Genomic DNA, 25,508 nt, shown 5'->3' on the forward strand with positions numbered 1-25,508 from the left:
CTCGACGTGGAGGCGTAAAAGCCCTTAGAGCAACGCGAGCGCGAACACGAGATACGTCAGGGCGAGGAGTCCGGCCGCGTGTTTCACCCCGTCGGCGATGCCGCCTTCGGCGAGTTGGCCGGCGATCATCCCGGAGCAGACCGCCTGGATCGCGGAGATGTGGAAGAAGACGAGTTCGTACGCCTCGGTGTTCACACCGGTTTCGGAGAAGGCGCCCGTCACCCCCACGTTGGGCGCGTTCGCCGGGGCCGACGCCGTGGTCCCAGCCGCCTCCTGGACCGCGGGGATGAAGGCGACGGTCAGCGCGGCGATGATGCCGAGGAAGACGAGCACCGAGATGTAGATGACGAGGATGTAGGTGAGCATCTCCTGGCGGCGCTCGCGGCGGAGGCGTCGCGTCGCCTGGGCCTCGTCGGCGGCGATGCGGAGGACCGGTGCGATGTCGCCGCTGGCGTTCATCGCGTTCGTGATGAGGGTGACCGCCTGCGAGACCATCCGGGTGCGGGTCCGGATGGCGAGTCGGCGGAGCGCGTCGCCGGCGTCGGCCCCCCAGCGGATGTCCCGCCAGGTGCGCTCGACCTCCCCTTCCAGGCCGCCGAGGTCGGTGCCGGCGACGCGTTCGATACTCTCGACGACGGTCATTCCCGCCTCGTTGACGCTCGCCAGGCGATCGAGGAAGTCCGGGACAGCCCGCTCGAGGCGCCGGATGCGGCGTTTGTGCGTCTCGTGAAGCACCGCGAAGACGACCATCACGACCACCGAGGCTTCGACGACGGGGTGATCGAGGACGCCGAGCGCCGAGGGGCCGAGGGGGATGGGGACCGAGCGGAACAGCACCCAGCCGACGCCGAGCGGGATGGTCACCACGAGGCTGATCCACGGGCGTTCGAGGACGCCCCGGATCGGGTTCCGGAGCCAGTCTCGGAACCCACGCAGACGGTCGTAGGCCGCGAGTCGCTCCGCGTTACGCCGCTGGGCGTCGGCCGCGGCGTCCGCGACACCCGCCGTGCTCCCGCCGTCGGAGCGCGGCGACGGATCGGTCGTCTCGGCGTCGCGGGTTCCGACGCTGGTGACGTCGTGTCGGACGTTCGTCAGCGCCGTGTCGTGTTGCGTGAGACTGTCGATGTAGACGACGAAGGCGGCGGAGGCAAGCGGAATGCCGGCGTAGCCGACGATCCGGACGGCCGTGAGCGTGTCCTCGATGACCAGGCCGATGACGACGAGGACGGTGATCAGAAAGAGCGGGCCCGCGACCAGGACGGTCACGTACACCTCCGCGAACGTCGAGACGAGTTCGAGGTACTGCTCCTGCTGTGACTCGGCCTCCTCCTGATAGCGCTCGTACTGTTCCCGGAGGAACGAGGAGAGGTTCCGACCGCTGCCGAGGACGCTCGCGAGGTTGTCGGCGAACTCCTCCATCCCCTCACTGGGCGTCCGGTCGGCCGTGTGCCGGAGCGCGGTCAGGATGTCCGTCGAGAAGGCGTTCATATCGCGGACCGCGACCCCCACCTCGCGGGCCGCCTCGCCGTAGATGTCGTCGTTGCGGGCGAGCGTATCGAGGACCGCGGGGAAGGGCATACCGCTCCGCGAGAGCGCGTAGACGAACGCGATGGTCCGGGGGAGCGTCGCCTCGATCTCGCTCGCCCGGGCGTTCGCGAGCTGATCGAGGTACGTCCACCGGGCCCAGTAGGTTCCGAGAGCCAGGACCGATCCCACCGTCGCCCCGAAGAACAGAAAGAGGACGAACAGCCCGAGGAGGGTGAGGTCCTGCAGTCGGGTCAGGCCGGCGAGAAAGGAGAGCGGCGGGGGGACGGACGCGAGGATGGCCGCCCGGCTGATCGAGAGGAGATCGACCAGCCAGACGGCGACGTACACGCCGAGGATGGCGCCCACGATGCCGGCGAGGCCGCTGATGAACAGGGTCCGCGAGGCGTAGACCCGGTGGGTGGTGCCGACGTGGGTGGCACGCAGGCGCGACAACTGCCAGGACCGGCGGGGACTCCGACCCACGTAGTCGCCGAAGATGGGCACGGCCAGCCGGGAGACCAGCAGATCCGCCCGACGGCTCACCGGCGAGAGGACGACCGGCAGGGCGAGGACGACGACGAGGACCAGCGGGAGGAGGTGGGCGATCACGACTCCTCGGCCTCGGGGGCGTCGACGCGGTCGAGGACCCGTTCCGAATCGGCGTAGTACTCGTTGACGAGGGCGGTAAAGCGCCGGTAGTCGGTGATCCCCTGCTCCAGGAGGGCGGTGAGGAACCGACGGCGGTCCCGAAGCTCCTCCAGGAGCTGCGTCCGCGACCAGCCGCGGTCGTCCTGAATCTCGTCGAGGAGGGAGCTGTCCTGACGGTCGAAGGAGTCGGTGTCGGCGTCCCACCGGAAGGCGTTGGAGTAGTCGAGTTCGCCGGTCCGCTGGTCGATACCCCCGATCTCGCTGATCGCGTTCGACCGCCGGACCCGCTCGCCGTCGAGGCGGGTGAGCCGCTGGACACAGAGCAAGTCGAGCGACTGGATCATCGCCCGGGGGACGTTGATCGGTTCGTTCTCCAGGCGGTTGATGACCGTCTCGATGCTGTCGGCGTGCATCGTCGAGAACGTCGTGTGGCCGGTGTTCATCGCCTGGAACAGCGTCACTGCCTCGCCGCCGCGCACCTCGCCGACGATGATGTACTCGGGGCGGTGCCGGAGCGCCGAGCGCAACAGGTCGTACATGTCGATGTCGGCCCCCTCGTGGAGGCGCTCGCGGGTGACACTCGACAGCCAGTTGTCGTGGTACAGCGACAGTTCGCGGGTGTCCTCGATGGAGAGCACCTTCGAGCGCGGGGGGACGAACATCGACACCGCGTTCATCGAGGTGGTCTTCCCCGATGCCGTCCCGCCGGCGAAGATCAACGACTTGTTGTTCTCGATGGCCAGCCACAGGTACGCCATCTGCTCGACGTTGAAGGTCCCGTACTCGATGAGGTCGATGGGCGTGAACGGGTCGTCGGCGTACTGGCGGATGGTGAAGGCCGATCCGCGGGGGGTCACCTCCTCGCCGAGGGCGAGTTCGACCCGGGAGCCGTCGGGGAGCGTCGTGCCGACGACGGGGTCGCCGACGCTGATGTGCCGGCCGGACTGCTGGGCGAGTCTGACGACGTAGTTGTCGAGTTCGTCGGGGTCCTCGAAGACGACGTTCGTCGCCACGTCGGTGTACTGGTCGTGGTAGACGAAGATGGGCAGGTCGTAGCCGTCACACGACACGTCCTCGATGTGCTGGTCGTGCATGAGCGGGTCGAGACGGCCGAAGCCGTTGAAGTCCCGAACCAGGTAGTAGCGGAGTTTGTGGAACGTCTGCATGCCAACCTCCACGCCGTACTCCTCCAGCAGGGACTCGAGTTCGCCCTCGAGGATCACCTCGTCGGTCGGGTTCTCGTCCTCGGAGCGGAAGAGGAGCGGGTCGCGGATGTCCTCGCGGACCCGTTCGAGCAGACCGGACTCGAAGGCGTTCAACTCGGGTTCGACGGCGTGGTACCGGTTCTCGCTCTCCGCGGTGTCGTAGGTGATCACCACGTAGGCGAAAGGGGCGTTCACCCAGTACCGGTCGAGTTCCTCGTGATCCGGCGGCACGTCGAAACTCCCGAGCGGGCCGTCCTCGCCGGGGCGAAACGGGCGGGCGTCGATGGTCGATCCGCGGAGCATCTCGTAGGTGCGGACGACTCGCCGTCGGAGCGTCCCGAGCGGCCCGTCGGTCCCCGACGCCGCGTCTCCTGACATCGTTCGTGGGCGCTAAGCGAGGAATTGACTTAAACGTGCGCCCGGCCCCGGCCGAAAGGTTCTGGTCCCCCCCGGGCCACATCCGGCCGTGTACCGACGCGGCCACCTCGGCGTCTCGCTGCTCGTCTTCGCGCCGGCGGGCGCCGCCCTCGTCCTCGCCGGGCGTCCGACACTCGCCCTCGTCGCCGGCGGCGTCATGCTCTGGCTGTCGATGCTTCCCGACGCCGACCACCGAATCCCCGGCCTCACCCACCGCGGGTCGACCCACACCCTCGCCTTCGCCGCCCTCGTCGGCGCCGTCGGGGCCGGTGCGGGTGCCGGCCTCGCCGTCGTCGTCGACGGTGGCCGGGGCACGCTCGTCCCTTTCGGCTTCGCCGTCGGCGCCCTCGCGGTGCTCGCCCACCTCCTCGCCGACGCCCTGACGCCCGCGGGGGTGCCTCTGCTGTGGCCGCTGTCCGGGCGGTCGTTCTCCCTCTATCTCACCCGCGCGGACAACACGATCGCCAACTACCTTCTCCTCGCCCTCGGCGTCTGTGCCACTGCGGCCGCGGCCCTTCTCACGGTGCGGATGGGGTGAGGTGGGCTTTTGGCGTCGGCCGCCCCAGGAGTGTGCATGAACGACGACGCGATGGCTCGGTTCCCGGTACCGGACCGGGCGGACCTGCCGGACGACCTGCGGGAACGCATCGACGCGGAGACCGAACGGGCGGGCTTCACCCCGAACGTCTTCGCGGCGCTGGCGTACGCCCCCGACCAGTTCCGCGCGTTCGTCGACTACCACGACGCCCTGGTCGAGGGGACGGCCCTCGACCGGGCGGAGGTGGAGATGATCGTCGTCGCCGTCTCGGGGGTGAACCACTGTTACTACTGCAACGTCGCCCACGGCGCGCTCGTCCGCCTCTACGCAGACGATCCGACGCTGGCGGATCAACTCGTCGCCAACTACCGGACTGCGGACGTGAGCGACGAGCGACTGGTCATGCTCGACGTGGCGGTGAAACTCACCGAGCGACCGGCCGAGGTGACCCAGGACGACTTGGACGCCCTGGCCCAGGCCGGCTACTCCGAGCGCGAAATCTGGGACATCGGCGCCGTGACGGCCTTCTTCAACCTCAGCAATCGCCTGGCGAGTTTTGCCGACATGCGCCCGAACGACGAGTTCCACACGCTCGGTCGGTCGACGGACGACTGAGCCGGGCCGGGGGTCTTGAACGTCCGTTCCGGTATCTCCCCTCGTTCGTCCGATAAGAAATTTTGATGAACTATTATTTTACTTTCTGGTGTCTCTCGGAGCGTGCCGGAATCCTTATGTCTCCTCATTTCGTCGTTCGCAACGCAATGGCGACAGGTACGGTTGCGTTCTTTAACGACACTGGCGGTTACGGGTTCATCGAGACCGAAGACTCCGACGAAGACGTGTTCTTCCACATGGAAGACATCGGCGGCCCGGACCTCGAAGAGGGACAGGAAGTCGAATTCGACATCGAGCAGGCCGACAAGGGCCCGCGGGCGACCAACCTCCAGCGACTGTAAGTCCGGGCCGGGACATCCCGACCGCTCGAAACGGCGCTGGATCGGAATTTTCCCTTTTTCACGCGACCAGCGGCGGCTACAGCCGCCCATCGCGGGCGCGGCTGCGGACCGTCGCTGCCCGCTCCCGGATGGCCGACAGCTCCGCGTCCGACTTCCGGTCGAGGTGTGAGTACATCAGGCCCATCCGACCCGTCCCCCGGAGGCGCTCCTCGTGGTCGTCGAGGAAGTCCCAGTACAGCGCGTTGAACGGGCAGGCGTCCGCGCCGGTCGTCGCGTCGACGTCGTAGGCACACCCGGCGCAGTGGTCGCTCATCCGGTCGACGTAGTTGCCCGAGGAGACGTACGGTTTCGAGGTGAACGCGTCGGTGGCGAACGTCCCCATCCCGAGGACGTTCGGCGTCGTCACCCAGTGGTAGGCGTCGACGAACCCGAAGTGGAACCACTCGTTCAGTTCCCGGGGGTCGGCGCCGTAGAGCGACGCGAAGTTCGACAGCACCATCAGCCGCTCGATGTGGTGGGCGTAGCCGCGGTCGTAGACGTGTCCCACGGCCGCGTCGAGACACCGCATCTCGGTCTCGCCGTCGTAGTAGAGCGGCGGCAGGTCCCGCGACCGCGAGAGCAGGTCGGACTCGACGAGGTCGGGCATCGTCCGCCGGTAGACGTGGCGCATGAACTCCCGCCACCCGAGCACCTGCCGGACGAACCCCTCGACGCTCTCGACCGGCGCCGCGTCGCGGCGGTGAGCGTCCACGGCGGCGTCGATCACTTCCCCCGGACCGAGCAGGCCGAGGTTCAGCGACGACGACAGCAGGGAGTGAGCGAGCGCGAACTCGCCGTCGACCATGGCGTCCTGATAGGGGCCGAACGCCGGCAGTCGGTGTTCGACGAAGTGATCGAGCGCGTCGAGGGCGGCCGCCCGCGTCACCGGCCACGCGAACCCCGTCGCCTCGCCCCAGGTGTCGAACCGGTCGGTCACCCAGTCCAGCGTCTCCCGTGTCAGGTCGTCGGACTCGAACCGCGGCACCGGCGGCGGCGACCAGTCCGCCGGCGGTGTCTCGCGGTTCGACTCGTCGTAGTTCCACTGGCCCCCGACGGGGTCGTCGCCGTCCATCAGCACGTCCTCGCGGCGTCGCATCCAGCGGTAGAACGCCTCGTGACGGAAGGTGTCGGCGGCTTCGCCGCCCTCTCGAGGCGTCCCCGACGCCTCGCCGTCCTGCCACGCGTCGAACGCCTCGGGCGGACAGAGGAAGCGGTCGTCCGCGACGAACGCGACCGACCCGCCCCGGGATTCGACGAGGGTCCGCAGACGCTCGGCGGCGCCGTGGCTCGGCGGGCGCATCAGGCGAAGGTCGTCGCCCGGACGCGCGTCGAAGTGGGCGTCGAGGGCGTCGCCGAAGGTCTCGGCCCGGCGGTAGTCGACCTCGTAGCCCGCGTCGCGGAGCGCGTCGCGGGCGTGGCGCATGGCCGCGAAGACGAGCCCGAGCTTCTGGGGGTGGTACGGCTTCCGCTCGGCGAAGGCCGTCGCTTCGATCAGCAGGACCCGGTCCGCGCCGTCGAGGACGTGACTCTCGGGGTGGAGCTGGTCGCCGAGGAGCCAGACGGTCATGGCCGGCGTTGGGACCACCGCGACAAAACTGTGTGGGGCACCCGCGGGGCGACTCCGCGCCGTGGCTTTTTGTCGGCCCGCGACGAGGGTCGGCCATGGAGTACACCACCCTCGGTTCGACCGGCGTGGAGGTCTCCCGCATCTGCCTCGGCTGTATGAGCATCGGCACGAGCGACTGGCGCGACTGGGTGCTCGACGAGGAGGAAGGGATCGAACTCGTCGACCGCGCCATCGAACTCGGGATCAACTTCTTCGACACCGCCAACATGTACTCGAACGGCGAGTCCGAGCGGGTCCTGGGGAAGGCCCTGGAGGGACGCCGCGAGCAACAGGTCGTCGCCACGAAGGGCTACTTCCGGATGGACGAGGACGACCCCAACTCCGGCGGCCTGTCGCGGAAGGCCATCGAGCAGGAGCTGTCGAACTCGCTGGACCGGCTGGGGATGGACACCGTCGACCTCTACCAGATCCACCGCTGGGATTACGACACGCCCATCGAGGAGACGCTCCGCGCCCTCGACGACGCGGTGCGGCGGGGACAGGTCCGCTACCTCGGCGCGAGTTCGATGTGGGCCCACCAGTTCGCCGACGCGCTCCACACGAGCGACCGGCTGGGACTCGATCGCTTCGCCACCATGCAGAACCACTACAACCTCGCCTACCGCGAGGAGGAACGCGAGATGCTACCGTTCTGTCGGAAGGAGGGGATCGGCGTCATCCCGTGGTCGCCGCTGGCGCGTGGCTACCTCACCCGGCCGGACGAGGACGTCGACGCGACCACCCGCGGCGCGAGCGAGGAACGCCTCTACGAACATCCCTACCGCGAGGGCGGGGGACCGGCGGTCAACGAGCGCGTCCGGCAACTCGCCGAGGAGCGGGGCGTGAAGATGGCACAGATCGCTCTCTCCTGGGTGTTGCACAAGGACGCGGTCGACGGCCCCATCGTCGGGACCACCTCGATCGAACACCTGGAGGACGCCGTCGAGGCCCTGGAGATCGATCTGAGCGACAGCGACGTCGAGTACCTTGAGGAGCCGTACGAGCCGGTTCCCGTCTCCGGGCACGACTAGCGGCGGCCGCCGGCGGCGCCTACCGCTCGGCCTCGATGGCGCCGGCGATGGCGTCGTAGGTGGGCTGGACCGACCGCCCGGCGACGAACACGGTGGGTGTCCCCTGCACGCCGCCGTCGATTCCCGCCTGGCGGTCGGCTTCCACGACCGGCCGGTAGGTCTCGTTCAGCGCGTCGCCTTGGACCGCACACCCAGGCGCGCCGACGTCGTTCGCGCGGTCGGTGATCAGTTCCGGCGAGAAGTCGTCCTGGTTCTCGAAGAGGGCGTGGGCGTACTCGAAGAAGGTCTCGTCGTCGGTCTCGTCCTGGACGCCGCGGGCGGCGCTCGCGGCCTGCCACGACCAGCGTTCGTCGACCGGGATGGGGAAGTCGTAATGTTCGTACCGAACCACGCCGGAATCGACGTACTCCGAGCGGATGTCGGGCAACACCTCCAGACTGTACGTCGCACAGTGGGGACACGCGAAGTCCTCGAACGCGGCGACCGTCACGGCGGCGTCGTCCGGACCGAGCGTCGGCCGCGGCAGATCCGAGACGGTCGCCTCGTCCTCGATGGAACAGTCCTCGGTACCGCCGCCACCGCCGCCGAGACAGCCGGCGGTGAGACCCGCCGCACCGAGCCCCGTCGCCGCGGCGAGGCACTCGCGTCTGGTGTAGACCATACGGGCGACTGGTCCCACCGGGCCTTATCCCCCTCGGTCGCGCCGCACGGCCGCCGGACGGGGAATCAGGGCGCTTAAATGTGCGCCGGCGGAACGTCGTGGCATGAGCTTCGAGAAGGACGATTCGGTCGTGCTCCACGACAAACACAGCGAGTACGACGGCGACGTGGGGACGATCACGCAGGTGATGGAGACGATGTTCGGCGACGCAACCTACACGGTCAGTTTCGAGGACGGACAGGAGACCGGCGTCCCCGAGGACGCCCTCGAACTCGCCGACGACGAGTAATCCGGACGCCGCCCTGCATGTCGAACGTCCCCTTTCACTACGTCGACCTCCGCGCGTTCTCCTACGCCACCGAGGACGAGAAACGCGTCGAGAGCGCGCTCCGAACCTATCTCCCCGAGGAGACGGAACTGGACCGCCAGGTGACGACGGGCCACCACGGCGACCGGATCGTCGTCCTCTCGGCCCGTCTGGAGAACGCCGACGACGTGCGACACGTCCTCGACCGGCTGGTCTCCCTCCCCGACTACGAAACCTTCCTCGACGAACTCGACGAGCGCGTCGCCGAGGACTGCTCGCTCTACCTCACGCTGGACAAACAGGCTGCCTTCGGCGGCGAGGTGCGCCAGGGCGACGGTATCACCCTTCGGGGCAAGGTCGAGGCCTACCCCGCGGAACGCGAATCCGCCGTCGAGAACGCCCGCGAGGCGTTCGAGGACGCCCGGGACTAGAGCAGGTCGATCACCCGCTCGGCGCCGACGAAGCCGTCGTCCAACCGATCGGTCACCTCGCCGTCCTCGAAGACGACGAGCGTCGGCACGCGCGTGACGTCGTAGTCCTCGATCAGCCGCGGATCGTCCCGCGGGTTGACGAGGGCCACGGGGACGCCCGTCCCTTCGGCGACGAGGCCGAGAACCGGCTCCATGGCGGCACAGGCGCCACAGCCGTCGGTGTAGAACTCCACGATCACGCGGTCGTGGTCGGCGACGAACCGATCGAGGGCCGTCGCGGTTTCGAGGCGGGTAGGCGTCGGCGCGTCGGTCGAGGAACCGCGGTTCACACGGGGACTACGCGCCCGAGACACCTGACGCTGACGCCCGTCGCTCGGGACGCCCGTCACGCTGGACGGCGCTCCACTCGGGCCGGCCGAGGGCGTCGTCCGCGGTCACTCCTCCCGCAGGCTCGGATGGGTCGGCTGTTCCTCGGGGTGGGACTCGGCGAAGCGGGAGCGCATCGTCTCGAGCGAGCGCGCCTCGCGCCGCCGGCGCTCGTCGGCGTCGATCTCCGCACAGCCCGGAGGCACCTCCCGACCGCGATCGGTGAAGTAGCCCTCGGGCGCGACCCAGTCGTGATAGAAGGGCCGGTCGTCGTCCTCGAGGAGCGTGATCGCCACCTCGGCGCCGTGGCCGGCACAGACGACCGCCTGGTGGGGTTTCTCGGCCAGGCGTCCGGCCGCGTAGAGTCCGTCGACGCCGGTGCGGCCCCGCTCGTCGGTGTCGACGAACGTCTTGCCGCGGTCGACGATTCCGACGCCCTCGACGTCGTCGAGGTAGTCCGTCTCGTTTTTCGTCGCGGCGACGACGTACTCGGCGTGGAGCCGGTCGCCGTCGTCGGTTTCGACCGCGAAGCCGTCGTCGGTCGGCGCGACGCGCGTGACCGTCCCCCGGCGCCGTTCGCAGCCGGCCTCCTCCGCACCTTCACCCATCAACTCCAGCAGGAGGCGGGGGTTGACGCCGGCCGGGAAGCCGGGGACGTTCTCGACGTGGGCGTTCCGTCGCAGGATGGAGTCGCCCGCGTCGACGACGAGCGTGTCGAGTCCGTGTCGCGCGGTGAAGGTGGCCGCCGAGAGGCCGGCGACGCCGCCGCCGACGACGACGACGTCGCGGTCCGCGGGTCCGTCCGCCGAATGCGTGGTCATGTGTCGTCCCCCACTGGTCGGTCCGCCGCGATGAACCTCCCGGTCCGTCGACGGACCCGTCGGTCTCCCCGATTCAGGGCCATTTGATCCCGCAGCCACGCGACGGGCCGGGGTCGACGGCGACGTCCTCGCCGGCGCGGACGGCGTCGATGGCCTCGCGGATGTAATACTCGGTGGCCTCCTCGTCGGGACCCATGGCGTCGTCGAGGCGGCCGTGGTACGCCAGTCGGTAGGTGTCGCCGTCGCGCCGGAAGAGGAACGGATCGGGGGTACAGACGGCGCCGTAGGCGCGGGCCACCTCGGCGGCCTCGTCGCGGAGGTAGGCGTCGTAGGCGACGGTCCCGTTCTCGACGTACTCCCGCATCTTCCCGACGGAGTCCTCGGGGTACTCCTCGGCGTCGTTGGCGTTGATGCCGACCACCGTCACGTCGTCCTCGGTCGCCAGGTCGTTCAGGAGGTCGAACTTCGCCTGTGCGTACGGACAGTGGTTGCAGGTGAACACGACGAGCAGTGCCTCGGTGTCGAAGCTATCGAGGGTGTACGTCTCGCCGTCGACGCCTGGCAGTTCGAAGTCGGGGGCCGGATCGCCGGGTTCGAGTTCGGAGTCGGATTCCTGGAGTGCCATGGGCACGGGTAACGGCGCGGCGCCCAAATACCCCCCGCCGACGGCAATCGGCCGCCGGTCACTCCACCGAGACGAGATAGATGCCGAGGACGGCACAGCCGATGCCCGCGACCTTGCGGAGGGTAAGCGCCTCGTCGAGGAAGGCGATGCCGACGGCGGAACTGATCACGAGGAAGGTACCGAAGATGGGGACCACGGCGCTGACGGGGCCCAGCGAGAGCGCCCGGTAGTACGCGAGGATGCCGACGGCGAGGAAGACGCCGGCGAGGTAGAGATACGGCGCCTTCGGGTGGCCGAGATACGCCGACACGGACTGTCCCTCGTAGAGGACGACCCCGACGGTCGCCACGAGCAGGATGCCGTTGGTGATGAGCGCGGCGACGAAGCTCGGAACCTTCGGATCGCCGGTCGTCGCGAACCCGACGAGCGGGGCCACGGCCGAGTACGCGACCAGTGCCACCAGCGCCCACTGCAGATAGCCCATGTGGCTACCCGGCGTGGGCGACAGTATAGGGTTTCGATTCGGTCGCTCACGGCGGCCGGTGTGTCTCGACGTGGTCCGGAAGCGCCGACCGAGTCCCCGTCCCTCGCCCCGAGACGTAGTGGGCAGCACAGGCGTTGCCCGCCGCCAGAGCGAGTGCCCAGTCCCAGTCGGCCGCCAGGGAGCGAGCGAGCGCACCGCTGAACCGATCGCCAGCGCCGGTCTCGGTCGGGCCCCTCGATACGTCGAGCGCCGGGACGGTGATCCGTCCCGCCGGCGTCGCCGCGACGGCGGCACCCTCGCCGTGGACGACGACGCTCGTTCCGTCGGCCGCCGTCCGAACGGCGTCGAGGACCGACGCCTCGGTCGGTTCGTCGGCGGGTTCGCCGACGGCTTCGCCCAGTCTCGCCGCCTCGTCTTCGTTCACGCTCAGGACCACGTCGTAGGCGTCCCCGAGCGTCCGGAGGACCGCGAGGAGGTCGCGTGCCCCCGCGACCGTGAGTGGCCCGGGGTCGACACAGAGGACGCCGCCGTCGGGGTCGCGGGCGGCCATCTCCCGCATCGCCTCCCCGAGTCCCGGCGTCGACGCCCAGTTGACACAACAGAGCGCGTCGCGTTCGAGGAACGACTCGAGAGACTCCGAGAGTGCCGCCCGGAGGTCGGCGACGGTCCAGTCCGCGAGGTCCGTCGATTCCTCGACGAACATGACGTCGTCGTCGTCGAGCAGACAGACCGTGACGCGGGCGGGCGACCCCATGGACACCGCCTCGACGTCGAACGTGAACTCGAAGACGGGGTGGTCGAGATGGCCCGCGAGGAGCACGTCGTCGCCGAGGGCGGCCGCCTGTCGCGCCGCGTTCACCGCCTGGCCGCCAGCGTCGGTCGTCACGTGATCGAGGTCGAAGGAATCACGTCCCGCGGAGATGGCGGCGGCCAGGGCGGCCCGCGAGGTGACCGTCGAGTCTCCCTCGCGGAGCCGGTAGTAGTCGTCGACGCTCCCGTCGGCGAGGGCGCCGAAGGTCACCACCTCGTGATCGGCACGGAGTCGATCGACAAGCCTGTCGTACGGCACGTCGCCACCTACGACGGCGGCGCGGAAAACGTCCACCCACACCCGCGAACGGCCGTCGGATTCGGTCGAAGTCGCTCACGGGGTACGAACGGGCACGCTCACGACGGGGCCTCTCAGCCGATCCACACCGACGAGAACGCGTCGAAGAAATCCTCGTCGGTCCCGACCAGTTCGTGGGTGACCCCGAGGTCCTGTGCCCGACCCGAGACGTCGTCGGCGAACTCGTCGACCCGCGTCCGGTACCGCTCGGCGAGGCGGCCGCCGAAGTAGGTCCGACGGGTCAGATCGGACTCCAGATCCTCGAAGATGGTGTCGCCGGCGACCTCGGGGTCGAGTTCGTCCGGCGAGAGGACCTGTACGAGGACGACTTCGTTGCGCGCGAGCGACGCGATGCCGGTCTCCAGGCCGTCCAGGTCGCCGATGCAGTCGGTGACGACGACCACGAGCGACCGCGAGCGGATGCCGGCCGCGTACTCGCCGAGCGCCGCCTCGAAGTCGGTGTCGCCGTCGGGGTCGGTCTCGTTGATCCGGTCGACCAGCGCCAACACCTCGCCGCGGGTCGCCGTGCCGGTGTCGATACGCTCGGCCCGGTCCCGGAACAGCGAGAACCGGAAGTCGTTGTGCTCCTCGGCGGTGAGGTAGGCGTAGCCCAGGCCGAGCTTCGCGCCGAACTCGAACTTGTGTTGGTCGCCCTCGCCGAAATCCATCGACGCGCTCGCGTCGAGCAGGACGTGGACGGTGAGGTTGCGCTCCTCCTCGAACTGTTTGATGAAGAACTCCTCGGTGCGGGCATAGAGGCGCCAGTCGATGAGGCGGGTGTCGTCGCCGGGGGAGTACCGCCGGTAGTCGCTGAAGGTCAGCCCCTCGCCGACGCTCGGGGACTCCTGTTCGCCCTTCTTGACCGCCGTCGACTGCTGGTTCAGCGACGCCTCGAACCGGTCGAGCTCGTCGAGGAAGTCGGGTTCGATGGGCATCTCAGACCTCGTCGAGCAACCGCTCGATCACGTCGTCGGTGGTGAGCCCCTGTCGCTCCGCGCGGAAGTCGAGCAGGATGCGGTGCCGGAGGACCGGCGGCGCCATCGCGGTCACGTCCTCCCAGGAGACGTGGTTGCGGCCGTGCAGGAACGCCCGCGCCTTCGCGGTGACGACGAGGCCCATGCTCGCCCGGGGACTGGCGCCGAAATCCACCGTGTCGGCCTCGCGGGTCGCCCGCACCAGGTTGATCGCCCGGTCCCGGACGTCCTCGGCGACCGGCACCTCGCGGACGAGCGACTGGATCTCGCGGAGGTCCTGCAGGCTCAACACCTTCTGGACCGGCGGGGTCGACCCGCCCTCGGTGTAGAGGTTCACGATGTCGCGTTCCTCCTCGAGAGAGGGGTAATCGAGGACGAGCTTCAGGAGGAAGCGGTCGGTCTGGGCCTCCGGGAGCGGGTAGGTCCCCTCCTGGTCGATCGGGTTCTGGGTCGCGAGCACGAAGAAGGGCCGCGGAAGGTCGTAGGTCTCGCCGGCGGCAGTCACCTGCTTTTCCTGCATGGCCTCCAGCAGCGCGGCCTGGGTCTTCGGCGTCGCGCGGTTGATCTCGTCGGCGAGGACGACGTTCGCGAAGATGGGCCCCTTCTCGAAGACGAACTCGCGTTCGCCGCCCGACTCGCGGATGATCTCCGTGCCCGTGATGTCGGAGGGCATCAGGTCGGGGGTGTTCTGCACCCGCGAGAAGTCGAGGTCGGTCACGTCGGCGACGGTGCGGACCATCGTGGTCTTCCCGAGGCCGGGGTTGCTCTCGAGGAGGGCGTTGCCGTCGGCGAGGATGCAGACGAGCAGCCGTTCCAGGACCTCCCGCTGGCCGACGATGCGCTTGCCGACCTCCTGGCGGACGCGTCCGAGCCGTTCCTGTAGCGTGTCGATGTCCGTCGTTGGTTCGCTCATGAATCTGACTCCGAGTCCTCTCGAATCCGCAGGTTGTACTCGCGGATCAGCTCCGCGTCTTCGAGGCGCTCGCGCTCGTCGAAGCCCGCCCGCTGGCTCTCGACGGGGCTCGACGAGTCGAGGCCGCTGTTCCGGTAGGCCGCCGAGTCCACCTCCGTGCCGTTCCCGCTCCCCGAGCCGCTCGTGTCGATGTTCGCCTCCAGGTCCTCACTCCCCTCCGGCACGTCCTCGGCCTCCCCGAGGATCGAAGACCCGTCTTGGAGGCCCTCGTACTCCGTCTCGGTGCCGCCGTCCGGTCCCTCGGGCTCGGCGGGACCGCCGAGGCCGGAAAGCGAGATGTCGACGACGGCGAGTTGGATGGTCGCGATGCTGATGACCGAGACCAGCAGCATCACCAGCGCCACCCGACGGGTCGAGAGCAGGCCGATGCTCGATGCGTCCCGCAGTTGATCGAGGACGTCCTCGTAGAGCCGGAGGACGATCCGGGACTGCCGGTCGCGCTCGACGGCGTCGCGGGCGGTCCGCAGCGACTCGGAGAGCGAGGGGTTCGCGGCCGCGAACTGCTCGACGAGCGGCTGGCGGGTCCGCCAGCCCACCTCGGCGAGGAAGACGAGGAGGCCGGCGGCGGCGCCGACGACGGCCGCGCTCGACACCGTCGGCTCCGCGGGCGTCGCGCCGACGCCGGCGAGGGCGTCGAGGACTGCCCCGGGGATGGGGAGCCGCGTCGGCAACCCGGGAGCGCCGGCGACGGTCACGACGAGGTTCGCGAGCAGGGTCGCGAGGGCCGCGTCGACGACGGCGTAGATGAGGGCGACCTTCAGCCCCTCCCGGCGGATCTGTGTCAGGGCGCGCCGGAGTTTGCGCTCGACGGGTGGGGGGTCGGGATCGTCTTCGGCGTCGGCGTCGGCGGGCGTCGAGTTGGACATGGTATCAGTTGCACTCCGGCGGGGGATCCTCGACCTCCGAGCAGACGGCCGCGAGGTCGCTACGGAGCCGGTCGTTCTCCCGTTCGAGCTGTTGGATCCGGTCGTTTCGCCGTTGGAGCTGGTCTTCGAGGGTCGTCACTTCGCTCTCCAACTGGCTCACCTCGTCGTTCAGGTCCTCGACGTCGGCCTGCAGTTCGTCCCGCTCCTGGCGGAGGTCCTCGTTCGTGGTTTCGAGGTCGGCGACCTCCGACCGGAGTTGGGAGTTCCGGGATTCGAGCGTCTGGACCTCACCCTCCAGTTCGTCGACCCGCTCCTGAGCGTCCCGGAGGCTCTGGCGGGTCGAGGAGAGCTCATCCTGAGTCGACTCCAGTTGCCCCTCGGTCTCTTGGAGGTTCTCGGAGACCTGGCTCACGTCGCTCCGGGTGGTGCTGAGGCTCTCGTTGAGGTCCTGCAGTCGCTGGCGGGTCCGCTGGAGGTCGCGCTCGGTGGACTGGAGGTCCTCCCGAAGCTGTTCGTTCTCCTGGCGGAGCTGGCTGTTCTCGGCGTCGAGTTCCTCGACCGACTCCTGGTAGTACAGCGTCGCGCCGGCGGTGCCGGCGACGGACAGACAGATGAGGAGGGCGAGGGCGAGGTTAATCGACCGGCCGATGAGGCTCATGGGAGACCACTCTCGGTTCGAGTACGACCGTTGTACACTTGAAGCCGCCGGACGATCACCTCGGTCAGGAACAGGAGGAGGGCGGCGGTCAACAGCGCCCAGTCCCAGTTCCGGCGCACGTCGCGCACCCGGGTGGACTGCTCGCGGGCGAACCGGGCGATTTCGGCGGCCTGATCCGACGAGAACTCCCGGCCGCCGGTCGCCTCCACGGCGTCGGACAGCGCCGACGAGGTGCCGAAGCCCGCGTACTCCGCGGGGTAGTTCGCGGCGTAGGTTGCTCCCGCGGCCGTCCGGTATCCGACCTCGGTCGGAGTCTCCTCGGCCCGGTAGACCCCCTCGCCGACGGCGCTGAACGCGAGGTCGGAACCGCTCGGCGGGTCGTCGCCGCGGTAGACCACGGTCGTCGGTTCGCCGACCCGGGTGTCGGAGACGTCGGTGACGCCCGAGGCTTTCCGCTCCGGGTCGCCGATGGCGTAGTTGACCGACTTGGTGACCACGAGGGAGTCCGGCCGGCTGAGCAGGCCGCCGAGGCCGCCGCCCTCGTCGTAGGTCGTGATGGTGGCGACCCGGCCGAGGCCGTAGCGCCACGACGCGACCGCGGGCGTGCCGTCCGGGCCGGCGACGAGGAAGTCCGCGCCCGGGCGCATCGACACGTCGTTGACCGACCCGGGCGAGGCCTCCAGGGAGACGCCGCTCGTGATGAAGTGTCCCGAGTCGACGACCGTGAGCCCCTCGCCCTGGAACTGGCGGCTGCCGCCGCCGAAGAGCAGGCGCAGGCGTTCGGTCTCGCTCGCGCGGAAGTAGTTGCCGCCGGACTCCTCGGCGATCCGTCGGAGGACGCCCTCGTTGACGTTGCGCCCGGCCCCGACGGTGATGACACGGATGCCCTGCCGGCCGAGCGCGTTGGCGACCACGGCCGACCGGCTCTCCGTGTCGCCGCCGTCGCTGACGAGGATGACCGTCCCGCGCTGGCCGCCGAGCATCTCCTCGGCGCCCCGGAGGCCGTTGGCGATGTTCGTCGCCCCGCCGGCCTGGAGGCGGCTGATCCGGTCCCGAACCACGCCGCGGTTGTCGCTCAGGGGCGCGGGCTCGGAGACGCCGTAGGCCTGGTAGTTGAATCCCACGACGCCGACGACGTTGTCGTCGTCGAGTTGCGAGAGTGCATCGAGCGCGATGGCCTTCTGGATCCGCATGCCGCTGCCCGCGCTCCCCGAGACGTCGATCAGCATGACGATCCGCGCGCTACCGGGCGCCGACGGCCCGAAGGTGACCGGGAGCATCGACCCCACCGAGGAGTTGGCGTAGCCGCCGTTCTCGAAGCTGTTGGGGCCGCCGGTCATCAACAGTCCGCCGCCGTCGATGACGAACCGCTGGAGTTCGTCGACGTTCCCCAGGTCGTCGGCCGCGACGTTCTGGACCACCACCGCGTAGTACGGATCGAGGTTCTCGGGCACCGACTCGGCCCGGTCGACCCGGTACAGCTGATCGAGGTAGGTCCCGAGCGAGTAGTTCCCGCGGGAGACGTAGAGCACGCGCGGCTGGTCGACGACCCGGACGGTCTTGCGCGCCACGTCGTTGACCGCGAAGACGTCCTCGCCGTCGATTTCGGCGGTGATCCGGTGGCTCCCCGTCGATTCGAAGGTATGCGAGACGGGGACGGCCCCGGTCCCCTCGTCGATCCGCTCGGTGGCGACCTCCTCGCCGTCGATGGAGACGCTCACGTCGACGGGGGAGCCGGCCTCGACGCCCTCGACCCGCACCAGAAAGCGACTCTCGACGCCGACGCTCGCCTTGTCGGGCCCGGTGAGGGTGACGTACCGCTCGGTACGGGTCGGCTCCGGCGAGACGGTGCTGATCGTGGCGTTGACGGAGCGGGCGAACTCCGCCGTCTCGGCGAGGCTCTGCCCGCCGGTCACCTGCCCGTCCGAGACGACGACCACCGACCCGTTCTCGCGGAGGTTGGCGGCGACGCCGTCGCCGATCCGGGAGTTCGTCCCCTGGCCGACCGTCGAGACGGTGACCGGGACGCCCTCCTCCTCGACGTCGGCGGCGAGGTCCTCGGCCACGTCCGGCGAGACGTCGGTGCTGTTCGAGCGGTCCACGAGCATCGACACCGAGGGGTCGCCCTGCGTCTCCGTCGTGACGACGGTGAAGGGGCCGGCGGCCGCGACGACGATCAGCGTCGCGACGACGACACGGGAGGCCAGCAGGAGCCGTCGGCTGCGGGTCGCGGCCGTCCCCGAGGCGCGGTAGTGGATCAGCAAGGCGAGCGCACCGACGACGACGGGGAGCGCGACGAGGACCAGCGGTCGCTCCAGGCCAACGACGGTGCCGTCCGACAGCGCCGTCCGCACGGCGAGGGCCCCCCACATCAGAGATCACCCCGGCGTCGGAGGAAGGCGACTTCGCCGACGACGACGAGGAGGGCTGACAGCGCGACCAGCCAGGTCAGCGGCCGCGGCACCTGCCGTTCCTCCTCGCGGGTGACCGCCCCGGGGTCGTCCGTGCGGTCGGCGAGGGGGACGGCGTCGACGTCGGACTCGGCCTCGCTGTACAGCGAGACGCCGACGCGCCGGTCGCCGACGGCGTAGAATCCGGCGGTGTCGAGCGGGACCGTCCGCGCCGAGACGGCGCCGGCGGGCGTCTCGACACGCGTCTCGTTGGCGAAGCGGAGGCGGTCACCCGTCCCGCGGTTGAGCGAGGAGAGCGACTCCCGGCCGGCGAGGTGGAACGCCGCCCGCTTCCAGAAGACGGGGTACTGGTAGTTGAACCGGAACGGGTCGTCGCCCACGTAGCCGTAGTAGAGCACCCGTCCCTGCCCGCGCTGGTGGGTGGCCACGAGCGGCGTTCCGTCGGCCGTCTGCACCAGCGCCGTCCCCGCCCGCAGCGACCCCTGGAGGTACGTCCCCGGCGGCGGGAAGTCGATACCGCGAGTGAGCTCCGTCGTCGTCACGCGGCCGACCGACGGGTTCCGGTCGGTCCCGTTCGGCGAGAGCAGGAGGAGATCGCCGTACGTCTCCGGCGGACTGGGCTGGGCGAGGACGCCGACGCCGCCGCCGGATTCGATCACGTCGCGTCCCGCCTCGACGTTCCCGCGGAGGAGGCTCTCGGGCTCCAGATCGCTGTAGAGGATCACGTCGTACCCCTCCTCGACGGTGGTCGGCGGCTCGTCGACGGTCAGATCGACCTCCTCGACCACCGAGAGGGCGGTCGTGAGATACCGGTCGCGGTCGTTCGTCAGGAGGAGAACGTCCACCGTCGGATCGTCGGGGGCGGCGACGTAGGCGACGTCGTCGGTGGGGAAGGCGTCGCCGGGGGTCAGTTGCGCCCGGCCGCCGCCGCCCGGGATGGTGAGGCTCACCCGCTCGACGTCACCGGGACCGAGTTCGATCGATCGGCTGCGGCCGCCGAGTTCGACCGAACGGGTGACCGTCGAGTCGCCGAAGTTCTTGATCGAGAGGGTGACGTTGCGCCCCGAGAAGGAGCGGTCGACGATGCCGACGTTGTCCGCGCCGCCGCCCGCGAACTGGCGGAGGTCGACCTGCAGGTCGCGGGCCCGTGCGGACCGGACGGCGTCGGTCCATCCGTCGTCGGCGAAGTCGCTGAACACGACGACGCGTGCGTTCTCGCCGGCGATGGAGGCGGCCTGGGAGATGGCGGCGCCGAGGTCGGCCGACACGTCGGTGACCGCGAGTGAATCGAGGGTGCCCTGGACCTCCGTGTCGCCGCCGGAGCGGAGGGCGACGCGGCTCTCGGCGCCCGCGAAGACGACGGAGTTGGTGCCGGTGGTTACCTCGCGGGCGGCCGCCCGAGCGGCGTCGAAGCGCGTTCCGCCGTCGGTTTCGACGGCCATGCTCGCGCTCCCGTCGAGGACGATGACCGTCTCCTCGACGGTCTGGCTCTCCGAGACGGAGACGTAGGGACCGGCGAGCGCCACCGCGAGCGCGACGAGGACGAGCAACTGGAGGAACAGGAGGAGGTTGCGCTTGAGCCGTTCGAGCAGGGGGTTGCTCGCGTCGCGTTGGTCGTCGTCGAGCAGGAGTTCGATCGTCGGCAGTTCGATCCGGCGGGGGTCGGGCTGGACGAGATAGAGGAGGATGACGGGGACCACCGTCAGCAGGGCGACCAGCCCAAGCGGCGTGAGGAACACGTCGGAGAGGGCCATAGCTCCACTGTGTCGCCGCCGCCTATCGGTCTTTCGACGCCGGATCAGTCACCATCGATCGGGACGGATACTGACGCGTAAGCAAACCCTTTCACCGAGGGCGCCGACGGGAGGGTATGGCCGACAAGTTGGAGCTACTCGACCTCCTCCTCGAGGACGCCCGCGAGAGCACGGACACCATCGCGCGGCAGCTCGGATGCGACGAGAGCGAGGTGGAGTCGATGATCGCGGAGCTCGAAGACGAGGGTGCGGTCCTCGGCTATCAGCCGGTCGTCGACTGGAGCCGCGTCGAGACGGACCACGTGACGGCCGAGGTGGAGCTCAACCTCGAACTCGACCGGGAGACGAAGTACGGCGACGTGGCGAGCCGGATCACGAAGTTCGACGAGGTGACCGCGCTCCGCCTCGTCTCCGGCGACTACGACTTCGACGTAACCGTCGAGGGGGACTCCATGCGCGACGTGTCCATGTTCGTCTCCGAACAGATCGCGCCGATCCCGGAGGTGACCCAGACGGTGACCCACTTCGTCATGAACACGTACAAGAACCGGGGACTGGAGTTCACCGACAGCGACGACGACGACCGCCTCTCGATCTCGCCATGAAGCTCTCGGAGCGCGCCAGGAACACGCCCCCGTCGGGCATCCGACGCTTCTTCGAACTCGCCGAGGAGATGGACGACGTCATCTCGCTCGGGGTCGGCGAACCGGACTTCAGCGCGCCGTGGAAGGCACGGGCGGCCGCCATCCACTCCCTCGAACGGGGGCGGACCTCCTACACCACCAACCGGGGGATGCTGGAGCTCCGCGAGGCCATCGCCGGCCACGTGCCGCGGTACGACCTCGACTACGACCCCGAGACCGAGATCCTAGTGACGACCGGAGCGAGCGAGGCGGTGGATCTGGCGCTCCGTGCCCTCGTCGACCCCGGCGACGCCGTCGCGGTCCAGTCCCCGGCGTACATCTCCTATGGGCCGGGCGTGCGGTTCTCCGGCGGGGAGCCACTGCCCGTCTCGACCCGCCCGGAGAACGACTTCGTGATGACCTACGACGACCTGGAGCGGGCGGGCGCCGCCGACGCCGAGGTGCTGATGATCTGCTATCCGAACAACCCCACGGGGGCGACGGCGAGCGCCGGCGACCTCGCCGAAATCGCCGAGTTCGCCCGGGAGCACGACCTGACGGTGCTGGCCGACGAGATCTACGCGGGCCTGACCTACGAGGGCGACCACACCTCGATCGCGACACTGCCGGGGATGCGCGAGCGGACGATCGTCTTCAACGGCTTCTCGAAGGCCTACGCGATGACGGGGCTCCGCCTCGGATACGCCCTCGGGCCGAGCGAGGCCATCGACGCGATGAACCGCATCCACCAGTACACGATGCTCTCGGCGCCGACGACGGCCCAGTACGCCGCCCTCGAAGCCCTGGAGGCGTGCGACGACGACGTCGCGGAGATGCGAACACAGTACGACCGTCGTCGGCGGTTCGTCATCTCTCGGTTCCACGACATGGGCCTCGACTGTTTCGAGGCGACTGGCGCCTTCTATGCCTTCCCCGAGGCGCCGTACGACGACGAGCAGTTCGCGGAGGACCTGCTCCACTCGGAGGGCGTCGCCGTCGTCCCCGGCCGCGTGTTCGGCGAGGAGGGGTACGGACACCTGCGCGTCTCGTACGCCACGGGGATGGCGGACCTGAAGGAGGCGATGACCCGCATGGAGCGGTTCCTCGACGAACGCAGGGACGAGACATAAGAAGAATTATTTGTCGGCCTTCCGTGTCACAATCCGATGGTCGCGGGTGGTGAGATGGGACCCGACGACGAGGGAATCAGCTTCGCACACGCCCTGGCGACGTTGAAAGAACAGGGCAGCGCACTGCTCGTCGTCGGCTCGGTTCCCGAGGAGATGTTCGCGCAGGCGTCGGCCACGATGCTCGGCGCGCCGGACGCCGAGCCCCCGCGGCGCCGACTCGTCGTGACGCCGAAATCGAACCGCGAGCGGGGGGTCCGTCGACTTCGCGAGACCGGGCCGCTCTCCGCCGAGTACGCACGCCTGATCACGGGTGGCGAGCGCGCGCGCAGCGCGGCCGCGGGACGGTCCCTGGACGAGGTGTCGCCCCGAACCCACGTCGTCGACGGGTCCGTCGGCGACCTCGGGACGACGATCACCGACGTCATCGAGGAGTTCGAACTGTTCGCCGGGGAGCTCGCCCCCGCGGAGTTCCGGATGGCCTTCGACTGCCTGCCGACCCTGCTCGCCACGTACGGCCGCGAGACGGCGTTTCGGTTCGTCCACGCCGTCGTTTCACAGTCCCGGGCGGCGGCGGGGCTGGTCCACGTCGGACTCCCCCGCGACGTGACCGCGGAGGTCGTCCGGCTGTTCCAGCCGCTGTTCGACGCCACCGTCGAACTCCGAATCGACGGCGGAAGCCTGGATCAGCGGTGGCACTTCCGTGACCGCGACCTCACGTCCGACTGGCTACCAGTCGACGAACTTTCGTGACAATCAACCAACAATACCCTTTTGTGCGCGACGGCCGACTCGACGGATAGGATGAGTCGAACCGAACGGCCGGAGGGTTTCGGCGTCGAGACGGAGGGGGACGCCCTCGAAGTGTCGTTTCGGACACTCGATGGCGAACCCGGACTGGTCGTCGCCGACCTCATCGAGCGCAACCAGTTCCGGCTGTTCACCGACCGCCCGGTGTCGCCGACGCCCGTCGACCCCGCCGGCCATCGGTTCCCCGTCGACGCCGCCGTCGCCGTCGAGACGGACGAAATCGAGCTCCCGACGGTCGTCTCGGTCTGTGTCCGCGACGAGCACGGCGAGATGCTCGCCGAGACGGAGCATTCCGCCTACGAGGAGTTCCCACCCGGGAGCTACAGCCTCGAACTCTGTGGCCCGATCAAGATCTACCTCCGGGTCGAGGGACGCGTCACGGTCGCCTCGGATGTGACGCGGACGTGCATCGGGTTCGACGGCGAGACCGAGGTTCGGATCGGCGCCCGCTCCCACCACGAGGGTCCCGCGGCGACGCTGACGACGACCGACGACCCCGCGGACGTGATGGCGGCCGTCTCGGAGTTCTCCTCGGCGCTCAAGACCACGTCACCGGAGCGGTCCTACCCGACGCTCCGGGGACACCCGCCGCTGGTCGAACTCGGGGACCGGGTCGAGATCCCCGAGGGCGTCGTCTCGCCGGAGACGGGCATCAGGCTCGAACTCCCGCCCGAGTATCGATCGATCTACGTGGCGACGCCGCTGGCGTACTACCTCGCCGCCGACGTGGTTCCGAGCGACCGTCCGCGCCTCGTGACCGACGACGGGTTCGAACACGACCTCGATACGATGCGCGGGTTCGAGACGGAGGTCGAACGCGTCCTCAAACAGACGTTCTTCCTCGACTGCGTGACACGCACCGAGGGGTACTACTCGGTCGACCTCCACGAGCGTGAGGCCGTCGAGACGGACCTCGACCTCGATTTCGAGTGGCTGTACGACCAGTCGCTCGCGACACAGTTGGAGGAGTACCTCTCGATCCCGTTCGGCGCCGTCGAGGACGAACTCCCCGAGTGGCGGCTCACCTCCCACGTCGCCCCCACTCCGGAGAACGTCGAACTGCTGCCCTTCGTGACCAACGACCTCGCGGTCGTCCGGACGCCGCGGGACCAGCCGGAGTCGAGTTCTGCGGTCCAGACCGCCGCTGCCGACGAGTTCTTCCGCGATTCGGCGTTCACCCGAAGCACGGCGGCCGACGACGGCACGCGGTCGTACGTCCAGCCGGAGACGGCCGACTCGCTGGAGCAGTCCTGGATCGGTGAGGGGGCGCCCATCGGCGCCAGCAAGGCCACCACGGACGCCTTCTACAACCGCCTGGATCGGACCCCCGCCGACGGCGACATCGGCATCACGGTCGTCTGTAACGACCCCCGGATGGCCGACGAACGCGACGTCGTCGACCAGGTGTACGGCTCCCGCGAGGAACTCCCGTTCGACGTCCGGGTCCACCACGACCTGGGACGGGCGGAACTCCGGGAGGTCCTCTCCGCGGAGGCGGACCTCCTGCATTACATCGGCCACATCGACGCCGAGGGGTTCGAATGTGCCGACGGCAAACTCGACGCGACGACGCTCACGAGCGCCGGTCCCGACGCCTTCCTGCTGAACGCCTGCCAGTCCTACGAGCAGGGGTCGGCGCTCATCGAAGCCGGGGCCATCGCGGGCATCGTGACGCTCTCGGACGTGATCAACAGCGGCGCCGTCCGGATGGGCCGGATGCTGGCGCGGCTTCTCAACCGCGGCTTCACCGTCGGGAGCGCGCTCGAAGTCGCCCGCGACGACTCGATCATCGGCGAGCAGTACACCGTCATCGGGGACAGCAGCCTCTCGCTGGCACAGACCGACGGCGGTCCCCCGAACGTCTGTTCGATCGAACGGCAGGACGACGGCTACGAACTGGAGTGGCAGACCCATCCCTCCACGTCGTTCGGCATGGGGAGCCTCGTGATCCCGTGGATCGACGACGTCGACGAGTATCACCTCTGGTCGGGGAACTCACGGAGCTTCGAACTCTCGGGCGAGGAGCTACGTCAGTTCCTCTCGCTGGAGACGGTACCGGTGAAAATCGACGGTTCGCTCGTCTGGAGCGACGAACTCGACTTCTCGAACCTCTAAGGCCCGGAGATGCCACCGCCGTTGCCGTCGGCAGTGTAGGGACCGGAGATGCCACCGCCGTTGCCGTCGGCAGTGTAGGGACCGGAGATGCCACCGCCGTTGCCGTCGGCAGTGTAGGGGCCTGAAATGCCACCGCCGTTGCCGTCGGCAGTGTAGGGGCCTGAAATGCCACCGCCGTTGCCGTCGGCAGTGTAGGGACCGGAGATGCCACCGCCGTTGCCGTCGGCAGTGTAGGGACCGGAGATGCCACCGCCGTTGCCGTCGGCGGTAGTGGATTGTCGGGTCTCGTCGGCCGCAGTCACCGTGCCGCTGTCACGTTCGGACATCGCAACTGGACTGTCAGCCGGAAAATAATTATAATTTTTCGAGAATATCTGATAGTAAATATAATCAATTAACCCAGTTGACTACTGACATAAAATGTGGC

26 protein-coding genes are annotated in these 25,508 nt (G+C 69.1%); 10 read left to right on the forward strand and 16 right to left on the reverse strand.

Annotated elements, in window-relative coordinates; all coding sequences use genetic code 11:
* Positions 1-24: 24 nt before the first annotated feature.
* Positions 25-2,136 (reverse strand): type II secretion system F family protein, encoded by a 2,112-nt coding sequence (locus NO364_RS09550; protein ID WP_157691012.1) that lies wholly within the window; start codon positions 2,134-2,136, stop codon positions 25-27.
* Entirely contained in the window at positions 2,133-3,758 is a 1,626-nt protein-coding gene (locus NO364_RS09555; protein WP_157691011.1) for a type II/IV secretion system ATPase subunit, read from the reverse strand. The genes NO364_RS09550 and NO364_RS09555 overlap by 4 nt, the downstream gene beginning before the upstream one ends.
* An 88-nt stretch (positions 3,759-3,846) precedes the next feature.
* Between NO364_RS09555 and NO364_RS09560 the strand changes: the two genes are divergently transcribed.
* The 3 genes from NO364_RS09560 to NO364_RS09570 all read left to right on the forward strand — a co-directional run bounded on the left by NO364_RS09560 (position 3,847) and on the right by NO364_RS09570 (position 5,291).
* Complete coding sequence (locus NO364_RS09560) at positions 3,847-4,335, forward strand: metal-dependent hydrolase (protein ID WP_257627380.1); 489 nt, start codon at positions 3,847-3,849, stop codon at positions 4,333-4,335.
* Positions 4,336-4,371: 36 nt separating this feature from the next.
* On the forward strand, positions 4,372-4,950 hold the full coding sequence (locus NO364_RS09565; protein ID WP_157691009.1) for a peroxidase-related enzyme: 579 nt from the start codon (positions 4,372-4,374) through the stop codon (positions 4,948-4,950).
* Between the two features lie 146 nt (positions 4,951-5,096).
* Positions 5,097-5,291 (forward strand): cold-shock protein, encoded by a 195-nt coding sequence (locus tag NO364_RS09570; protein WP_049938024.1) that lies wholly within the window; start codon positions 5,097-5,099, stop codon positions 5,289-5,291.
* 76 nt (positions 5,292-5,367) lie between these two features.
* On the opposite strand, the gene NO364_RS09575 is transcribed toward NO364_RS09570, so the two are convergent.
* Positions 5,368-6,897, reverse strand: coding sequence for a cryptochrome/photolyase family protein (locus tag NO364_RS09575; RefSeq protein WP_157691008.1), 1,530 nt, complete (start codon positions 6,895-6,897; stop codon positions 5,368-5,370).
* A gap of 95 nt (positions 6,898-6,992) precedes the next feature.
* Between NO364_RS09575 and NO364_RS09580 the strand changes: the two genes are divergently transcribed.
* The gene (locus tag NO364_RS09580; RefSeq protein ID WP_257627381.1) at positions 6,993-7,967 is read left to right on the forward strand and encodes an aldo/keto reductase; all 975 of its coding nucleotides are present in this window, start codon (positions 6,993-6,995) and stop codon (positions 7,965-7,967) included.
* A 19-nt stretch (positions 7,968-7,986) separates the two neighbouring features.
* On the opposite strand, the gene NO364_RS09585 is transcribed toward NO364_RS09580, so the two are convergent.
* The gene (locus NO364_RS09585; protein ID WP_257627382.1) at positions 7,987-8,628 is read right to left on the reverse strand and encodes a DsbA family protein; all 642 of its coding nucleotides are present in this window, start codon (positions 8,626-8,628) and stop codon (positions 7,987-7,989) included.
* Between the two features lie 103 nt (positions 8,629-8,731).
* Between NO364_RS09585 and NO364_RS09590 the strand changes: the two genes are divergently transcribed.
* On the forward strand, positions 8,732-8,917 hold the full coding sequence (locus NO364_RS09590) for a DUF1918 domain-containing protein (protein WP_157691005.1): 186 nt from the start codon (positions 8,732-8,734) through the stop codon (positions 8,915-8,917).
* A 17-nt stretch (positions 8,918-8,934) separates the two neighbouring features.
* Positions 8,935-9,366 carry an RNA-binding protein gene (locus NO364_RS09595; protein WP_157691004.1) on the forward strand — a complete coding sequence of 144 codons (432 nt, stop codon included), beginning with the start codon at positions 8,935-8,937 and terminating at the stop codon, positions 9,364-9,366.
* On the opposite strand, the gene NO364_RS09600 is transcribed toward NO364_RS09595, so the two are convergent.
* From NO364_RS09600 to NO364_RS09650, 11 genes are all read right to left on the reverse strand, one after another.
* Positions 9,363-9,695 (reverse strand): thioredoxin family protein, encoded by a 333-nt coding sequence (locus NO364_RS09600; protein ID WP_257627383.1) that lies wholly within the window; start codon positions 9,693-9,695, stop codon positions 9,363-9,365. The two genes, NO364_RS09595 and NO364_RS09600, sit on opposite strands and share 4 nt — an antisense overlap.
* 105 nt (positions 9,696-9,800) lie before the next feature.
* Positions 9,801-10,553, reverse strand: coding sequence for an FAD-dependent oxidoreductase (locus tag NO364_RS09605; protein ID WP_157691002.1), 753 nt, complete (start codon positions 10,551-10,553; stop codon positions 9,801-9,803).
* Positions 10,554-10,626: 73 nt separating this feature from the next.
* Entirely contained in the window at positions 10,627-11,178 is a 552-nt protein-coding gene (locus NO364_RS09610) for a thioredoxin family protein (RefSeq protein WP_157691001.1), read from the reverse strand.
* Between the two features lie 58 nt (positions 11,179-11,236).
* Complete coding sequence (locus NO364_RS09615) at positions 11,237-11,662, reverse strand: EamA family transporter (RefSeq protein ID WP_157691000.1); 426 nt, start codon at positions 11,660-11,662, stop codon at positions 11,237-11,239.
* A gap of 46 nt (positions 11,663-11,708) precedes the next feature.
* Positions 11,709-12,731 (reverse strand): PfkB family carbohydrate kinase, encoded by a 1,023-nt coding sequence (locus tag NO364_RS09620; RefSeq protein ID WP_199243686.1) that lies wholly within the window; start codon positions 12,729-12,731, stop codon positions 11,709-11,711.
* A 113-nt stretch (positions 12,732-12,844) separates the two neighbouring features.
* Entirely contained in the window at positions 12,845-13,705 is an 861-nt protein-coding gene (locus NO364_RS09625) for a DUF58 domain-containing protein (protein ID WP_257627384.1), read from the reverse strand.
* Between the two features lies 1 nt (position 13,706).
* Positions 13,707-14,657, reverse strand: coding sequence for an AAA family ATPase (locus tag NO364_RS09630; protein ID WP_157690997.1), 951 nt, complete (start codon positions 14,655-14,657; stop codon positions 13,707-13,709).
* Positions 14,654-15,583 (reverse strand): DUF7502 family protein, encoded by a 930-nt coding sequence (locus tag NO364_RS09635; RefSeq protein ID WP_257627385.1) that lies wholly within the window; start codon positions 15,581-15,583, stop codon positions 14,654-14,656. Before NO364_RS09635 ends, NO364_RS09630 begins: the two co-directional genes overlap by 4 nt.
* Positions 15,584-15,587: 4 nt before the next feature.
* Entirely contained in the window at positions 15,588-16,241 is a 654-nt protein-coding gene (locus NO364_RS09640) for a chromosome partitioning protein (protein ID WP_257627386.1), read from the reverse strand.
* Positions 16,238-18,613 (reverse strand): vWA domain-containing protein, encoded by a 2,376-nt coding sequence (locus NO364_RS09645; protein ID WP_257627387.1) that lies wholly within the window; start codon positions 18,611-18,613, stop codon positions 16,238-16,240. The genes NO364_RS09640 and NO364_RS09645 overlap by 4 nt, the downstream gene beginning before the upstream one ends.
* Positions 18,613-20,406, reverse strand: coding sequence for a DUF7408 domain-containing protein (locus tag NO364_RS09650; RefSeq protein WP_157690993.1), 1,794 nt, complete (start codon positions 20,404-20,406; stop codon positions 18,613-18,615). Before NO364_RS09650 ends, NO364_RS09645 begins: the two co-directional genes overlap by 1 nt.
* Positions 20,407-20,522: 116 nt before the next feature.
* On the opposite strand from NO364_RS09650, the gene NO364_RS09655 reads away from it, so the two are divergent.
* The 4 genes from NO364_RS09655 to NO364_RS09670 are packed head-to-tail and all read left to right on the forward strand — an operon-like array spanning position 20,523 to position 25,081.
* Positions 20,523-21,011, forward strand: coding sequence for an Lrp/AsnC family transcriptional regulator (locus NO364_RS09655; RefSeq protein ID WP_157690992.1), 489 nt, complete (start codon positions 20,523-20,525; stop codon positions 21,009-21,011).
* Positions 21,008-22,159 carry a pyridoxal phosphate-dependent aminotransferase gene (locus NO364_RS09660; protein WP_257627388.1) on the forward strand — a complete coding sequence of 384 codons (1,152 nt, stop codon included), beginning with the start codon at positions 21,008-21,010 and terminating at the stop codon, positions 22,157-22,159. Before NO364_RS09655 ends, NO364_RS09660 begins: the two co-directional genes overlap by 4 nt.
* Before the next feature lie 36 nt (positions 22,160-22,195).
* The gene (locus NO364_RS09665; protein WP_157690990.1) at positions 22,196-22,909 is read left to right on the forward strand and encodes a DUF7504 family protein; all 714 of its coding nucleotides are present in this window, start codon (positions 22,196-22,198) and stop codon (positions 22,907-22,909) included.
* 51 nt (positions 22,910-22,960) lie between these two features.
* Entirely contained in the window at positions 22,961-25,081 is a 2,121-nt protein-coding gene (locus NO364_RS09670; protein WP_233255262.1) for a CHAT domain-containing protein, read from the forward strand.
* On the opposite strand, the gene NO364_RS09675 is transcribed toward NO364_RS09670, so the two are convergent.
* On the reverse strand, positions 25,078-25,407 hold the full coding sequence (locus NO364_RS09675; protein WP_257627389.1) for a hypothetical protein: 330 nt from the start codon (positions 25,405-25,407) through the stop codon (positions 25,078-25,080). The two genes, NO364_RS09670 and NO364_RS09675, sit on opposite strands and share 4 nt — an antisense overlap.
* Between the last annotated feature and the right edge of the window lie 101 nt (positions 25,408-25,508).

The sequence above is a fragment of the Haloplanus salinarum genome (assembly GCF_024498175.1).
In the GTDB taxonomy this organism is placed as follows: domain Archaea; phylum Halobacteriota; class Halobacteria; order Halobacteriales; family Haloferacaceae; genus Haloplanus; species Haloplanus salinarum.

What these genes read in the sequence shown, in the direction of transcription:
- NO364_RS09630 (WP_157690997.1), bottom strand. Translation starts at nt 14,657, where the DNA reads ATGAGCGAACCAACGACGGACATCGACACGCTACAGGAACGGCTCGGA.
- NO364_RS09640 (WP_257627386.1), bottom strand. Translation starts at nt 16,241, where the DNA reads ATGAGCCTCATCGGCCGGTCGATTAACCTCGCCCTCGCCCTCCTCATC.
- NO364_RS09615 (WP_157691000.1), bottom strand. Translation starts at nt 11,662, where the DNA reads ATGGGCTATCTGCAGTGGGCGCTGGTGGCACTGGTCGCGTACTCGGCC.
- NO364_RS09595 (WP_157691004.1), top strand. Translation starts at nt 8,935, where the DNA reads ATGTCGAACGTCCCCTTTCACTACGTCGACCTCCGCGCGTTCTCCTAC.
- NO364_RS09555 (WP_157691011.1), bottom strand. Translation starts at nt 3,758, where the DNA reads ATGTCAGGAGACGCGGCGTCGGGGACCGACGGGCCGCTCGGGACGCTC.
- NO364_RS09675 (WP_257627389.1), bottom strand. Translation starts at nt 25,407, where the DNA reads ATGTCCGAACGTGACAGCGGCACGGTGACTGCGGCCGACGAGACCCGA.
- NO364_RS09665 (WP_157690990.1), top strand. Translation starts at nt 22,196, where the DNA reads ATGGTCGCGGGTGGTGAGATGGGACCCGACGACGAGGGAATCAGCTTC.
- NO364_RS09625 (WP_257627384.1), bottom strand. Translation starts at nt 13,705, where the DNA reads ATGCCCATCGAACCCGACTTCCTCGACGAGCTCGACCGGTTCGAGGCG.
- NO364_RS09655 (WP_157690992.1), top strand. Translation starts at nt 20,523, where the DNA reads ATGGCCGACAAGTTGGAGCTACTCGACCTCCTCCTCGAGGACGCCCGC.
- NO364_RS09565 (WP_157691009.1), top strand. Translation starts at nt 4,372, where the DNA reads ATGAACGACGACGCGATGGCTCGGTTCCCGGTACCGGACCGGGCGGAC.
- NO364_RS09660 (WP_257627388.1), top strand. Translation starts at nt 21,008, where the DNA reads ATGAAGCTCTCGGAGCGCGCCAGGAACACGCCCCCGTCGGGCATCCGA.
- NO364_RS09605 (WP_157691002.1), bottom strand. Translation starts at nt 10,553, where the DNA reads ATGACCACGCATTCGGCGGACGGACCCGCGGACCGCGACGTCGTCGTC.
- NO364_RS09575 (WP_157691008.1), bottom strand. Translation starts at nt 6,897, where the DNA reads ATGACCGTCTGGCTCCTCGGCGACCAGCTCCACCCCGAGAGTCACGTC.
- NO364_RS09585 (WP_257627382.1), bottom strand. Translation starts at nt 8,628, where the DNA reads ATGGTCTACACCAGACGCGAGTGCCTCGCCGCGGCGACGGGGCTCGGT.
- NO364_RS09570 (WP_049938024.1), top strand. Translation starts at nt 5,097, where the DNA reads ATGGCGACAGGTACGGTTGCGTTCTTTAACGACACTGGCGGTTACGGG.
- NO364_RS09635 (WP_257627385.1), bottom strand. Translation starts at nt 15,583, where the DNA reads ATGTCCAACTCGACGCCCGCCGACGCCGACGCCGAAGACGATCCCGAC.
- NO364_RS09590 (WP_157691005.1), top strand. Translation starts at nt 8,732, where the DNA reads ATGAGCTTCGAGAAGGACGATTCGGTCGTGCTCCACGACAAACACAGC.
- NO364_RS09670 (WP_233255262.1), top strand. Translation starts at nt 22,961, where the DNA reads ATGAGTCGAACCGAACGGCCGGAGGGTTTCGGCGTCGAGACGGAGGGG.
- NO364_RS09650 (WP_157690993.1), bottom strand. Translation starts at nt 20,406, where the DNA reads ATGGCCCTCTCCGACGTGTTCCTCACGCCGCTTGGGCTGGTCGCCCTG.
- NO364_RS09580 (WP_257627381.1), top strand. Translation starts at nt 6,993, where the DNA reads ATGGAGTACACCACCCTCGGTTCGACCGGCGTGGAGGTCTCCCGCATC.
- NO364_RS09610 (WP_157691001.1), bottom strand. Translation starts at nt 11,178, where the DNA reads ATGGCACTCCAGGAATCCGACTCCGAACTCGAACCCGGCGATCCGGCC.
- NO364_RS09645 (WP_257627387.1), bottom strand. Translation starts at nt 18,613, where the DNA reads ATGTGGGGGGCCCTCGCCGTGCGGACGGCGCTGTCGGACGGCACCGTC.